At 61.8% G+C, this 12,756-nt stretch carries 13 protein-coding genes; 5 read left to right on the top strand and 8 right to left on the bottom strand.

Going from position 1 to position 12,756, the window contains the following annotated elements:
- Positions 1–2 precede the first annotated feature (2 nt).
- The 5 genes from KSS96_RS19640 to KSS96_RS19620 form a co-directional block, all read right to left on the bottom strand.
- The gene (locus KSS96_RS19640) at positions 3–164 is read right to left on the bottom strand and encodes a DUF2986 domain-containing protein (protein WP_065877713.1); all 162 of its coding nucleotides are present in this window, start codon (positions 162–164) and stop codon (positions 3–5) included.
- 61 nt (positions 165–225) lie between these two features.
- Positions 226–1,452 (bottom strand): MFS transporter, encoded by a 1,227-nt coding sequence (locus tag KSS96_RS19635; protein ID WP_068935622.1) that lies wholly within the window; start codon positions 1,450–1,452, stop codon positions 226–228.
- 173 nt (positions 1,453–1,625) lie between these two features.
- Entirely contained in the window at positions 1,626–2,666 is a 1,041-nt protein-coding gene (locus KSS96_RS19630) for an alpha/beta hydrolase family protein (protein ID WP_065877711.1), read from the bottom strand.
- Between the two features lie 118 nt (positions 2,667–2,784).
- Positions 2,785–3,192, bottom strand: a complete 408-nt coding sequence (locus KSS96_RS19625; protein ID WP_017527775.1) for a hypothetical protein — start codon at positions 3,190–3,192, stop codon at positions 2,785–2,787.
- 288 nt (positions 3,193–3,480) lie between these two features.
- On the bottom strand, positions 3,481–4,449 hold the full coding sequence (locus tag KSS96_RS19620; RefSeq protein ID WP_068935571.1) for an AraC family transcriptional regulator: 969 nt from the start codon (positions 4,447–4,449) through the stop codon (positions 3,481–3,483).
- Between the two features lie 103 nt (positions 4,450–4,552).
- On the opposite strand from KSS96_RS19620, the gene KSS96_RS19615 reads away from it, so the two are divergent.
- Both KSS96_RS19615 and KSS96_RS19610 read left to right on the top strand, forming a co-directional pair.
- Entirely contained in the window at positions 4,553–5,803 is a 1,251-nt protein-coding gene (locus tag KSS96_RS19615) for an MFS transporter (RefSeq protein WP_068935569.1), read from the top strand.
- A 194-nt stretch (positions 5,804–5,997) separates the two neighbouring features.
- The gene (locus tag KSS96_RS19610) at positions 5,998–7,125 is read left to right on the top strand and encodes a mechanosensitive ion channel family protein (protein WP_116077690.1); all 1,128 of its coding nucleotides are present in this window, start codon (positions 5,998–6,000) and stop codon (positions 7,123–7,125) included.
- On the opposite strand, the gene gudD is transcribed toward KSS96_RS19610, so the two are convergent.
- A complete protein-coding gene (gene gudD / locus KSS96_RS19605; RefSeq protein ID WP_217855236.1) occupies positions 7,126–8,451 on the bottom strand; it encodes a glucarate dehydratase in 1,326 nt (441 codons plus the stop codon). It lies immediately after the preceding gene.
- Between the two features lie 19 nt (positions 8,452–8,470).
- On the bottom strand, positions 8,471–9,832 hold the full coding sequence (locus KSS96_RS19600) for an MFS transporter (RefSeq protein WP_217855234.1): 1,362 nt from the start codon (positions 9,830–9,832) through the stop codon (positions 8,471–8,473).
- A gap of 338 nt (positions 9,833–10,170) precedes the next feature.
- On the opposite strand from KSS96_RS19600, the gene KSS96_RS19595 reads away from it, so the two are divergent.
- The 3 genes from KSS96_RS19595 (at position 10,171) to KSS96_RS19585 (ending at position 11,962) form a co-directional block, all read left to right on the top strand.
- On the top strand, positions 10,171–10,881 hold the full coding sequence (locus tag KSS96_RS19595; RefSeq protein ID WP_017527780.1) for a FadR/GntR family transcriptional regulator: 711 nt from the start codon (positions 10,171–10,173) through the stop codon (positions 10,879–10,881).
- A 13-nt stretch (positions 10,882–10,894) separates the two neighbouring features.
- Positions 10,895–11,590, top strand: a complete 696-nt coding sequence (locus KSS96_RS19590) for a tRNA (adenine(22)-N(1))-methyltransferase (protein WP_065877701.1) — start codon at positions 10,895–10,897, stop codon at positions 11,588–11,590.
- 81 nt (positions 11,591–11,671) lie between these two features.
- Positions 11,672–11,962: a DUF3144 domain-containing protein gene (locus KSS96_RS19585; protein WP_065877699.1), complete on the top strand. Its 291-nt coding sequence runs from the start codon at positions 11,672–11,674 to the stop codon at positions 11,960–11,962.
- Here KSS96_RS19585 and KSS96_RS19580 read toward each other — a convergent pair.
- Positions 11,941–12,492, bottom strand: a complete 552-nt coding sequence (locus KSS96_RS19580; RefSeq protein ID WP_026067257.1) for an RNA 2'-phosphotransferase — start codon at positions 12,490–12,492, stop codon at positions 11,941–11,943. The two genes, KSS96_RS19585 and KSS96_RS19580, sit on opposite strands and share 22 nt — an antisense overlap.
- Positions 12,493–12,756: the final 264 nt, after the last annotated feature.

Genomic DNA, 12,756 nt, shown 5'->3' with positions numbered 1-12,756 from the left:
GATCAGTCCTGCAGGGAAAGGCTTGGCGCCTGATCGGCTTCCGCCGCCAGCTTTTCCCGTTCGGCTTTACTGATGTAGCGGTCCTTGGATTTGGGCGCCAATTTGGCGCTGGCCTTTTTGGCCTTGGCCTTGAACAGCTGCTGCAGTTTTTTCTGGCGATTCATGGAGTTCTTACCTGGGCTAAACGTGCCCGGATGATACCAGCTTAAAAACCGCAGCCAATGCCTAGCAAGGCTGCGCCGCCAAGCTGTTACTGACGCTGCGCCCCAGCACCAGCACCGTCACGAACCCGCAGCCCACCAGGGCCGTCGCCAGGCTCAACAGCACCGCACTGCCCATCTGGTCGACGATCTGCCCGCCAAAGAACGAGCCCAACGCAATAATCACCTGGAACAACGCGACGAACAGCGGCATGCCACGCTCGACATCCTTGGGCGCCACCACGAACATCCAGATACTCGCGCAGGCCGGGAAAGCGCCAAAGGCAAAGCCCCACAGTGCGATCAACATCGCCGCGCCGGTCATGCCGGTGGCGAAGTACGGGAACAACGCGGTGCTCGTGCCGATCATCAACGCCACCAGCAGCAAGGTGTGACGCACACTACGATTGGCCGCGAACCCGGCAAAAACATTCCCCATCACGCCCGCTACGCCATACAGCAACAGCAGTGAACCAATGGTCGGCCCATCGAAGCCGCAGCTGTGTTTAAAGAACGGTGCGACGTAGGTGTAAGCCGCAAAGTGCGCCAGGCCAATCAACAACACCGCGATCAAACCGACCCGCGCCTGTGGGTTGATAAACAGCGCCGGCAGGTCACTGATGCGAATGGCCTTCTCCGGGGTGAGGCGCGGCAGCAGAAACACCTGCGCCAACAGCACCGGGATGCCCACCAGCGCCGTCACCAGGAACGTCATGCGCCAGCCCATCAAACCACTGAGCCAGGTGCCGACGGGCACGCCGAGCACGGTGGCCAGGGTCACCCCCATCATGATGATCGACGTGGCCTTCGCCACGCCCACACCCTTGGGCGCCAGGCGGCCGCTGAGCGCAATGGCCGTGGCCCAGAACCCGCCGATGCTGATACCCAGCAACACGCGGCCGAACAGCAGCAGGTTGAAATCACCGGCAAAGGCCACCACCGAGTTGGCGATGATCATGATCAGCGTCAGGCCGATCAGCAGGTAACGACGGTCCATGGCGCCAATGCTCACCGACAGAAAAGGCGCAGCGAGCGCGGCCATGATGCCGGGCAGCGTCACCATCAGGCCGGCGTGACCGGCGCTGATGCCGAGGTCTGCGGCGACGTCGTTGAGTACGCCCACCGGCAGGAATTCACTGGTCACCAGGGCAAAGGCACCCACGGCAACCGAGAGAATCGCCAGCCACTGCTGTTTGACGCTTTGTTGATTATGTTCGGGAAGGCCGCTGGGGGCCTGGCTCGCGCTTGGCATGGTGTTGAGTTCCAAGAGGGGATGCGCCTGAAGACAGGCGCAGGGGAAGAAATAGGAGGCGATTATAGGAAGGGGTGTTTGGCGGGCTATAGGCGAGCGGTTCGATAGTAATCATCAGTGCTATCGATGCGAAGGCCTTGAGCACCTCGCTTCGAGAGCGTTTTGCGCTTTATTCAATGCCGAAACGATCGCCCCAGAAACTCACTGATCAGCCCCACCACCTGCTGTTGAATGACCGCCCTTGGCCGAGCCCCCTCACCATCCCGGCAAATCATCCCATCCCCAGGCGAGTCCTCTTCAATCAACGCCATGCCGCCCGGCTTGCAGATCGCCATAAAGCTGAAGTGAGTAGCGTCGCCGATCTCCACGTACTGCGTGGATGCCTTGGGCATGCGCCCAACCATGTGGGCGGACTCCAATTCAGGCGCCATGTCTTCGGTGGGTACACCTCCGGCAATCACCAGCGCAGGCACCGGCAGCGCGGCCAGGCTGGCGTCGGTGAAGCCGCGCGACAGGCCCAGGTCCAGCGACACGATGGCGGTGACGCGCTTGTCGCTCAAGTCAGCGGCCAGTTTGGCCTTGCCGGTTGGCGTGCCGGCAGGGCTCATCCGCGTGTAGCCGATGCAGCCGCCCAGCTTGGGGTGGGCGTTGCAGTCCTGAGCGAACAGGTCGGGGTCAAACCGCGCACCGGCGATTTCCATCACCGTCCAGCCGCCAATGGAATGGCCCACCGCGGCAATCTGGTTGTTCGCTACCGCGCCGAACTGCTGCGGCTGCGCAAGCACCGCATCAATGACGCGGCTCAGGTCTCTGGGTCGTTGCCATAACTGCGCGGCGGCTGCGGGGCTGCGGTCCTTGCTGGTGGTGCCGGGGTGGTTGACCGCCGCCACGATATACCCCTGGCGTGCCAACGCACTGGCCAGCCACACCTGGTTGCCCCAATTGCCGCCATAGCCGTGGGAGAGCACTGCCAACGGATGCTCACCCGCAGCCGGTGGCGCGTCGGACACCGCGAGGGCACCGATGAACACCGCGTTGTCGGCGATCCATTCGGGTTTGGCTGTGGTGGCGGCGGGGTACCAGACGGCCAATTCGAGTGGTCGGCTGTGTTGTGCGTCGGGCAGGGTGACGGTCTTGAAGCCCACGGGATTTTCGTTGGCGAATGCAGGTGCGGTCAGGCAGATCAGCAGCAGGGCGGCGAAGTGGGTTTTCACTGTTGTTATCGTCCTTGAAGTGAGCGGCGCAGCATGACTTGAAACCAGTCGTTTGCATACCGGTGAACCGCCCCACGCCGAGGCTGAGGCCACCATGTTGCGCCCTGGGCTCGTCGAGCTACGGCAGCGCATACCCCTCATAATCCAATGCAATCCGATCCTCTTTCGGATAACTCACGTACACCACCACCGCATCGCTGCTGTCCACCAATGCGTAGGGCCATTTGCCGTTCGCCTTACGCATACGCTCATACAGCGGTAGGAAAAAATCCTTGGTTTGACCGCGTGGGTCGTAGGGGGCTTGCACGTGGAATATCGGATAGTGCCCGCCATTGCACAGTTGTATGCGGTCCAGCGCGAAGTGGTTTTTTTCCAGCAAAGCGCGGGTTGGGTGCTGCCACGTGGTGAGGTCGACGTCTTGGCAGTCTCTGGCGGTTTGGCTGTAGAGGGTAGTGTCTTCCAGAGGCGGCAGCGCGAACGCCAGGGAAGGTAAAACCAACAGCAGCAAGGGAAGAAGGCGTGGCATGGTGGCGATTCGGCAGGAAGGGGAGCGCTAGTGTAGGTTTCCCGCCACCGCGACGCTTCAATTTTGTCGTCGATCATTCGATTCCCAGGCATCGTTCGCGCGGTCACGATGATCAGGTCACTGAGAAAGGTGGGGGGGCTGGGTTGGTGGGGTTCTTGTCTTGATATGGACCGCGACGCCAAGCCTTCACCAAGAAAATGGGGGGGCAGACCACATTCAAAACACTATTCGCTTCTGGCCGAAACCCGTCCAATGCCCCCCTAACTCATCCACCACCTCCACCCGCCTTCAAGAGACAGCAACCTGCCTCGATTTCCGGCTTAACCCAGGCGTCTTGCCCGTAATGCGCTTGAATGCGCGACTGAAAGCGGCTTGGGAGGTATAGCCCAAGCGCTGCGCCACTTCTTCTATCGGCAGCCTTTCGAGCGTCAGCCACTGGCTGGCAAGGCGCATCCGCACTTCGGTGACGTAGCGCAGTGGGGTCATGCCGATAGTCATCTGGAAACGGTCCGCGAAGACCGAGCGAGAGGTATTGCATTGCTCGGCCAACTGGCCGACGGTCCAGTCGCGGCCCGGTTGTTGATGGAGCGCCAGAAGCGCACCCGCCAGCCGTGGATCGCGCAAGGCGGCAACCAGGCCGGAGGCATTGCCGCACGCACACTCGACCCAACCGCGAACGACCATGGCGGCGACCACGTCGGCCAGTCGTGCGAGGATGCCGGCGAAGCCGACGCGTGCGGCGCTGACCTCGCGCTCCATGGTGGTGAGGATAGGCACAAGTCCGGGGTAACGTTGGCCGCCGGCGTCGATCAGCATCAGGCCCGGCATCAGCTTGCCCAGGCCATGAATACTGCCCAATTCGAACTCCATGCAGCCACTGAACACAATCGCGGTCGGTGTGGGGCCGGCGTTGGTTCCGGTGTCCACCGCGCTGACGGTGTCTCCGAGGGGCTCGCGATCCAGCAGGTCGATGTCCTGAACAGGCACGTCCATGTGGGAGAGCAGTTGATGGGCCGCGCCATGGGAGATGAACACGGCGTTGCCGGCGGACAGCGCATAGGGGGTGCCGTCGTCCATCCGCAGCACTGCGTTGCCGACCGCCAGGAAGTGGAACCAGGCATGCCCAGGTCTGGCGGCGAAGCCCAAGCCGAAGGTGGGGCCCGTTTGGATACGGCGGTACTCGACGCCGCGCAGGCGCATGCCGCGCAACAGCTCATTGACGAGGTCCGAGGAAAGGGCAAATTGATCTGTAGACATGGCTCAGGTGTTTCAGTCAATAAATCGAGGTTTTGGATCATAGATCATCCGGTTTCAGGTGCCTAGACTGCGGGACGCCATGAAGATTGGGAGATCTGTGCAAATGACTGACCTTGTATGCAATGCCGTAGCCGACCGCCGTCTTGATGCCGGGCCGGATGCGGAACCTGCAACCCCGGCGTGGATGGCCGTATTTTCGCTGGCAATGGGCGTGTTCGGCTTGCTGACCGCCGAGTACCTTCCGGCCAGCCTGCTGACGCCGATGGCGGGCGAGCTGGGAGTGTCTGAAGCGCTGGCTGGCCAGGCGGTGACGGTGACCGCCGTGGTGGCGCTGTTCGCCGGCCTTCTGGTGCCCGGCCTGACCCGCAGTATCGATCGTCGCTGGGTGCTGCTGGGGTTTTCTACGTTGATGATCGCGTCCAACCTGCTGGTCGCTATTTCCTCCAGTTTCGCAGTGCTGCTGTTGATGCGTATCTTGTTGGGCATCGCCCTTGGTGGGTTCTGGAGCATGGCGGCGGCGGTGGCGATGCGCTTGGTACCGGGGGCTTTGTTGCCCCGAGCGCTTTCGATCATTTTTAGCGGGATTGCCATAGGGACGGTGGTTGCGGTCCCGCTGGGCAGCTATCTGGGAGGGCTTTATGGCTGGCGCAGCGCGTTCTTCGCCGCGGCGGCGGTGGGCGTGGTGACCCTGGCTTTCCAGTCGTTCACCCTGCCGCGCCTTGCGCCGCGCCGGCCGGCACGCCTGCGCACCGTGCTTGAGGTGTTGCTGCGTCCGGGCATCGCCATGGGCATGTTCGGCTGTGTGCTGGTGCACAGCGGCCACTTCGCGATGTTCACCTATATTCGGCCATTTCTCGAAGGCACCACCGGCATCGGCCCGCAAGGGCTGTCGCTGATGCTGTTGGGTTTTGGTGTGGCGAATTTTGTCGGCACGCTGGTGGCTGGGTGGCTGCTGCCCCGTCATCCGCTGGGCACCCTGGTGTTGATGCCCGCGTTGGTAGGCGTTGCAGCGCTGGCATTGGTGCTGCTGCCGGCCTCGGTGCCGGGGCAGGCGGTGCTGCTGGCGGTGTGGGGCCTGGCCTTTGGGGGTGTGCCGGTGGCGTGGTCGAACTGGGTCGCCAGCGCGGTCCCGGATCAGGCGGAAAGCGCCGGGGGCATGGTGGTGGCGTCTGTGCAGTCGGCCATCGCAACGGGCGCAGCCGCTGGCGGGGCAATGTTCAGCCTCGGTGGCAGCGCCGGTGTATTCCTAGCGGCGGCCGTGCTGATGCTGCTGGCCGCGTTGCTGATTGCATGGCGTGTGCGCGTTCCTTCTGCCCACGGCGCTGCCCGGACCACGCCGGCGCCGCACCTTTGATTGCCAGCTTGCCCAGCAACACGGCGCGGTCAGTTATCGCCCCAGCCTTTGATTAGATTGAACAGCCGCATACCCACGGCGCCTAACCCAAACAGGCTGTTTGACGGCACCGCCAGAGCAAGCGGCGTTTACCGGGCTGCAGTCGGCCATGCGCTGAGGCGCATGCGCCGTCGCAGGCTTCAAAGGGGGTTTGAATGACCGAGGAATTCGCAGACTTTTTCAGCACCTACACGATCCTGGGCATTTCATTGGCCAGTTGGGCGCTTGCCGTGTGCGCCGCAGCGCTCAGTTACTGGCTGGCGAGAACCGCCATCCGCTTCGTGTTTCGCAAGGTCCAGGCCAGGGCGAGCGCCGGTAATGGTCATCTCAGTTTGATCGCCAGCCAAGTGCTGTCGGCGACCAGCACCACGTTGTTGCTGTTGGCCTCGATTCTGGTCGGGGTCGGTTTGCTGGATTTGCCGCAGCGCTGGCTCGGTCGGGTCAGCAGCCTGTGGTTTGTGGTGGCGGCGTTGCAGATCGGCCTGTGGGCCAACCGCGCCCTGGCGCTGGGGCTGCACCGTTATTTCTCTCGCCACAGCGCCAACGGGGTGTTTCAGGCCAGCGCCCTGGCAACCTTGAGTTTGTGGGGGGGGAGGGTGTTGTTATGGGCAGTGATTCTGCTCGCGATGCTGTCGAACCTGGGCGTCAACATCACCGCGTTTGTCGCCAGCCTCGGCGTGGGCGGTATCGCGGTGGCGCTGGCGGTGCAGAACATCCTGGGCGATGTGTTCGCCTCGCTGTCCATTGCCGTCGACAAGCCCTTTGAAGTCGGCGATTTCATCGTAGTGGGCACGCTGGCCGGTACGGTTGAGCATGTGGGCCTGAAGACCACGCGCATCCGAAGCCTGGGTGGCGAGCAGATTGTCATGGCCAACGCCGACATGATCAGCAGCACCATCCAGAACTACAAGCGGCTGCAGGAACGCCGCATTGTGTTCGAGTTTCGCCTGACCTATGACTGCTCCACCGAACAGGTCCGCCAAGTCACGCGACGGGTGCAGGAGATCATCAAGCGTGAAGAATTGGCCAGGTTCGATCGCTGCCATTTCAGGAATTTTGGCGAGAGCGCGCTCGAGTTCGAGACGGTCTATATCGTCCTGGACGCGAGCTATAACGTTTATATGGACGTGCAGCAGCGGATCAACCTGAGCATCATGGAGGCGGTCGCTGAGCTTGGCGCTTGCTTTGCTTTCCCGGCGCGCACCGTGCACGTCGCTTCAATGCCCGACGCTGCCGCACGGCCTTCGCGCACGCCGTCTCCGGCGCGCGCCGAGCATGCTTGATCAGCGCACCAGGCAAGGCTGCTTGTTGTTATAGCGCCAACCCGGTATCAAAAACTGCATCGCCACGCTGTCATCCCGCGCGCCGAGGCCCATGCCTTGGTACAGCTCATGGGCCTTGGCCACGGCGTCCATGTCGATGTCCACGCCCAGGCCAGGCTTGGCCGGTACTTTCACATAGCCGCCTTCGATTTTCAGGGGTTCACGGGTCAGGCGCTGGCCGTCCTGCCAGATCCAGTGAGTGTCGATGGCGGTGATGTCGCCCGGCGCGGCGGCAGCCACCTGGGTGAACATGGCCAGGGAAATATCGAAGTGGTTGTTGGAGTGCGAGCCCCAGGTCAGGCCCCATTCATGGCACATCTGCGCCACGCGCACCGAGCCTTGCAAGGTCCAGAAGTGCGGGTCGGCCAGCGGAATGTCCACCGATTGCAGCTGGATCGCATGGCCCATTTCGCGCCAGTCGGTGGCGATCATGTTGGTGGCGGTCTTGAGGCCCGTGGCGCGACGGAACTCAGCCATCACTTCGCGGCCCGAGTAACCGTTTTCGGCACCGCATGGGTCTTCGGCGTAGGCGAGCACGTGGTGCTGGTCGCGGCACAGGCGGATGGCTTCTTTCAGAGACCAGGCGCCGTTCGGGTCGAGGGTGATGCGTGCATCGGGGAAACGCTCGGCCAGGGCGGTGATCGCTTCGATTTCCGCGTCGCCGCTCAATACGCCGCCCTTGAGCTTGAAGTCGTTGAAGCCGTACCGGGCTTTGGCGGCTTCGGCCAGGCGCACAACCGCTTCGGGGGTGAGCGCGGTTTCATGGCGCAGGCGCAACCAATCGTCGTCAGCGTCCGCTTCGTTACGGTAAGCCAGGTCGGTGGCGTTGCGGTCGCCGACGTAGAACAGGTAACCGAGCATTTTCACCGCATCGCGCTGCTGGCCTTCGCCGAGCAGGGCGGCCACCGGCACGTCGAGAAACTGCCCCAGCAGGTCGAGCAGCGCGGCCTCCATGGCGGTGACCGCGTGGATGGTGATGCGCAGGTCAAAGGTTTGCAGGCCGCGCCCGGCCGAGTCCCGCGAGGCAAAGGTGCTGCGCATTTGATTCAGCACGCGCTGGTACTGGCCGATCGGTTGGCCGATCACCAGGCTGCGTGCGTCTTCCAGGGTTTCGCGGATGCGTTCGCCACCGGGCACTTCACCCACGCCGGTGTTGCCGCAGCTGTCCTTGAGGATGACGATATTGCGTGTGAAAAAAGGCCCGTGGGCGCCGCTGAGGTTAAGCAGCATGCTGTCGTGGCCGGCGACGGGGATAACCTGCAAGTGCGTGACGACTGGAGTATTCATGGCAAGTGTCCTGAAAGGTTCAAAGAGGTTTGCTGACGGCGGCGCTGTTGGGCGCCACGCTTGTCGGGGTCAATACGGCAGAGGGCGCGGTCTTGGCGAAGAACACCAGGATCGCCGCCAGCACCGAGGTGCCGGCCAGGCCGTAGAGGCCGCCCTGGATCGAACCGGTGGTCTGTTCCAGGAAGCCGAAGGTGGTCGGCGCAACGAAGCCGCCGAGGTTGCCGATGGAGTTGATCAGCGCGATCACCGCCGCCGCGATGCGCACATCCAGGTAACCCTGGGGGATCGGCCAGAACAGCGATGACGCCGACTTGAAACCGATGGCCGCAAAGCAGATCGCCACGAAGGCGAAAATCGGCCCACCGGTGGTAGACATGAACATGCCTGCCGCGGCAATCAACAGTGCCGCCGCGACCCAGGCCTGCTGGAACTTGAACTTGCCCGACAGCGACGCGAAGGCGTACATGGCGATGATCGAGATCAGCCAGGGGATCGAGTTGAAGAAGCCCACCTGCACGTCACTCAAGTCGCCCATCTTTTTGATGATGCTCGGCAGCCAGAATGTCGCCGCGTAAATCGTCAGTTGGATGCAGAAGTACAACGCGCAAAACAGCAGGATCTGACGGTCTTTGAGCAGCTTGCCGAGGGTGGGTTTGACGCTGGTCAGCGCTTCACGCTGGCGTTGTTCGGCGTCGATGGCGCCGACCAGTGCGTCCTGCTCTTCACGGCTCATCCATTTGGCATCGTGGGGCTTGGAGTCGAGCCAGAACCACACAAAGAACCCGATCACCACCGAGGCCAGGCCTTCGATGGCGAACATCCATTGCCAGCCATGAAAACCAAAGCCTTCGATCTGCAACAGCACCCCCGACAGAGGGCCCGAGATCAACGACGCCACCGCCGAGCCGCTGAGAAAAATCGCGATGGCTTTACCGCGCTCCACGCCCGGCAACCAGCGCGTGAAGTAGTAGATCACCCCAGGGAAGAAACCGGCCTCGGCCACGCCCAGCAGAAAGCGCAGGATGTAGAAGTGGGTTTCGTTCTGGATGAACGCCATCATCGTCGCGACGATGCCCCAGGTGAACATGATGCGGGTCAGCCAGATGCGCGCGCCGACCTTTTGCAGCAGCATGTTGGACGGTACTTCGAACAGGGCGTAGCCAATGAAGAACAACCCGGCGCCAAAGCCATAGGCCGCGGCGCCGATGCCCAGGTCATGCTCCATGTGCGTGCGCACGAAGCCGATATTGACCCGGTCGATGTAGTTGAGGATGAACATGATCACGAACAGTGGAAGCACATGGCGCTTCACTTTGCTCACGGCGCGCGTGAGGACGGGATCGCGGGTGGGTGCAACGGATGCATGGCTTGAACGAGTCACAATGGAAAACTCCCCCTGATTATTTTTATGCGGGTTTGTATGCGTTGTTGATAGACATCATACAAGTGCATTTCTGGGGTTCGCAATCCATGGCGGGGTGTTTTTGTGTTTATAAGGTGACCAGGGGGCTGCTTGGTTTAGTTATTAGTCCGTATTTATTGGGGTTTTGTGAGCGCTTGCGTTGAATTCCTCTGTTTGAAAATGCCCGCTCGATAGCGTCAGTTGTTAAACGCTACAGATTGGTTGTCATACAAGATGATGGTTTTCTCACGCGCTCAGCAATGTCCCTCCAGCAGGATGTTAAGCTCCGCCCAGCCCAACCTCGTGGACCTCCCGCAATGCCCATTGAAAGCCCAGCGCCCCTGCGTAGACGCTCTAACAACCTGGCCCAAGGCGTGGTCGATGCCCTGACCCAGCGCATCCAGCTCGGGCAATTGAAACCCGGTGAAAAACTGCCGTCCGAATCCACCATCGTGCGTGAGCACGGCGTCAGCCGTACGGTGGTGCGCGAGGCGCTTTCCAAGTTGCAGGCCTCGGGGCTGGTGGAGACGCGGCATGGCATCGGCACCTTCGTGCTGGAGCAAAACGCCCAGCAGGGCTTGCGCCTGCATGTGGATACGGTGGCCAGCGTGCGTAACATGCTGGAACTGCGCCTGGGCCTGGAAGTACAAGCGGTAGCGCTGGCCGCGCTGCGCAGAAGCGAGGTGCAACTGGCCGATATGCGCCAGGCGCTGGATGACTACCAGGCCTGCCTGGCCAACCACGACAGCTGTGTGGAAGAGGACAAGCGCTTTCACCAACTGATCGCCGAGGCCACCGGCAATACGTTCTTCAGCGAAATCATGTCGCACCTGGGCAATGCGATGATTCCCCGCACTCAGGTCAAGGGCGCCGAGCGCGGCGGCGCCGATTTTGCCAAGCTCGGGCAATTGGCGAACCTTGAGCATGAGGCGATTTTTAATGCGATCAAACGCCAGGACCCGGACGCGGCGCGGGCCGCCATGGTGCTGCACCTGACCAACAGCCGGGATCGGTTTTCCGGCGAATGACAAGGACTCAAGGTTGAACGAACAGACATTGTCCCAGCGCCTGGAGCGCGTGGCGGCGCATATACCGCACGGCGCACGCCTGGCCGATATCGGCTCGGACCACGCCTACCTGCCGGTGGCATTGTTGCGCCGTGGCGTGATCGAGGCGGCCGTGGCGGGGGAGGTGGCCGCCACGCCTTTTCAAGCGGCCAAGCGTACCGTGTGTGACAACGGCCTGGAGCAGCGCATCCGCGTGCGCTTGGCCGATGGTTTGTCGGCCATCGAACCCGACGACCGTATCACCGCCGTCAGCCTGTGCGGCATGGGCGGCGAAACGATCCGCGACATCCTCGAAGCCGGCAAGGCCCATTTGAGCGGTCATGAGCGGCTGGTCCTGCAACCCAACGGCGGCGAGCAACCGCTGCGCGTGTGGTTGATGCACAACGGCTACCGCATCGTCAGTGAAGAGTTGCTGCACGAAAACCGCTTCTACTACGAAATCATCGTCGCCGAGCGCTCGGAGCCTGTGGTGTACAGCGCTGAAGAATTGTACTTCGGCCCGCTGCACATGCAGGCGCGTACGCCGGTCTTCCTGGCCAAGTGGCAACGCGCGCTGCGCCTCAAGCACAAGACCCTGGCCGGCTTCGAACAGGCACGGCAGACGCTGCCCGAGGCTAAGCGCCAAGAGATAGCCCGGCAGATTCAGTGGATGATTCAATTGCTGGGTTGATCGCTGTTGTCGCCGGATCCGCATCCATGGCGCCGGATATGCTCCAATAACCGCCTCATTCGCTCACCCAGGACACCTGCCATGGCCGACACCACCGACCAAGCCTTCTACGACCGCGCAGACGCACATATCGAACTGTCGAACGAGCAGCTCAAAACCTTCGAAGACCTCGGTCAGGTCAGCGCCTCAATGATGTTCGGCACCACCCGGTTCAATGCCTGGGCGTGTGCGCGTAATTTTAAATCCGGCGCGCACATGGCCGAGGAGCGCGAGGCGATGCTGAAGTATTTCTGTGAGCAGTACCGGATGATGCTTGAAGACAATCTGGACGATCACATCAATAATTTTACTCAGTACATGCAAGTCAAATAGGGCGCCGGTACTGCGTCCACCAGCCATACGCCGTTGTCCGCCTGGAAGAACCGCATGCCTGCCTTTCTCATCGCGTGCGTATCAATGCTGAGCAGCACCGGTTGCCCATAGCGCTTGCCGACGGCCATCGCGGTCTCAGGGTTCTCTGTCAGGTGCACATGGTGCCGGCTGCCCGGAATCAGTCCTTGAATGTCGATGGAGGCCATGAAGCGGCTGGCGGTACCGTGGTAGAGCACGGCCGGCGGTTCCTTTTCGATGTGCTGCACCTGCACGTGTTCAGTGCTATGGCCTTGGGCGGCGCGGATGCGGTAGCCATCGTCGGAGAGTGTGAAGCGCTTTTTATCGTTGGTCTCAACGACATCGAGCAAGGCCTGGCGGTCAACGTTATGCCCGTGGCGGTTGGCTTTTGTGATCAGTTCGTCAATATCGGTCCAGCCGTCGCTGTCCAGTGCAATACTCAATGACTCCGGGGCATGGCGCAGTACGTAGCTGAGGAATCTGCTGATATCGTCGCGTTGTTTCTTATTCAAGAGGATTTCCTTTTCCGAGGTGAGCTTGATTGCCGTCAGACGCATTCAGCCCTTCAAGTTTGTTCGGTTCGCGGCCGATAGGATGCCTGTAATTGAAGATGTTTTGGAGCGCATCTCAGGTAGTCGTCTCCGCCGGTTACAACACCCTGGCCGACACTGAGTGCTTTTGCCCCATTTTCGTGCGCGCCACCGGCACCATAAGCACACCGAGCGCGCTGTTTCGGGGCTGCGTGCCGGCGGCTCGTATCTTGCTAGTGCCAAGCT

Source organism: Pseudomonas asgharzadehiana (assembly GCF_019139815.1).
Taxonomy (GTDB): domain Bacteria; phylum Pseudomonadota; class Gammaproteobacteria; order Pseudomonadales; family Pseudomonadaceae; genus Aquipseudomonas; species Aquipseudomonas asgharzadehiana.
This window is presented reverse-complemented; position numbering and strand designations above follow the sequence as displayed.

Coding starts and splice junctions, on each gene's coding strand:
- KSS96_RS19640 (WP_065877713.1), bottom strand. CDS start 164: ATGAATCGCCAGAAAAAACTGCAGCAGCTGTTCAAGGCCAAGGCCAAA.
- KSS96_RS19635 (WP_068935622.1), bottom strand. CDS start 1,452: ATGCCAAGCGCGAGCCAGGCCCCCAGCGGCCTTCCCGAACATAATCAA.
- KSS96_RS19625 (WP_017527775.1), bottom strand. CDS start 3,192: ATGCCACGCCTTCTTCCCTTGCTGCTGTTGGTTTTACCTTCCCTGGCG.
- KSS96_RS19620 (WP_068935571.1), bottom strand. CDS start 4,449: ATGTCTACAGATCAATTTGCCCTTTCCTCGGACCTCGTCAATGAGCTG.
- KSS96_RS19615 (WP_068935569.1), top strand. CDS start 4,553: ATGACTGACCTTGTATGCAATGCCGTAGCCGACCGCCGTCTTGATGCC.
- KSS96_RS19610 (WP_116077690.1), top strand. CDS start 5,998: ATGACCGAGGAATTCGCAGACTTTTTCAGCACCTACACGATCCTGGGC.
- gudD (WP_217855236.1), bottom strand. CDS start 8,451: ATGAATACTCCAGTCGTCACGCACTTGCAGGTTATCCCCGTCGCCGGC.
- KSS96_RS19595 (WP_017527780.1), top strand. CDS start 10,171: ATGCCCATTGAAAGCCCAGCGCCCCTGCGTAGACGCTCTAACAACCTG.
- KSS96_RS19585 (WP_065877699.1), top strand. CDS start 11,672: ATGGCCGACACCACCGACCAAGCCTTCTACGACCGCGCAGACGCACAT.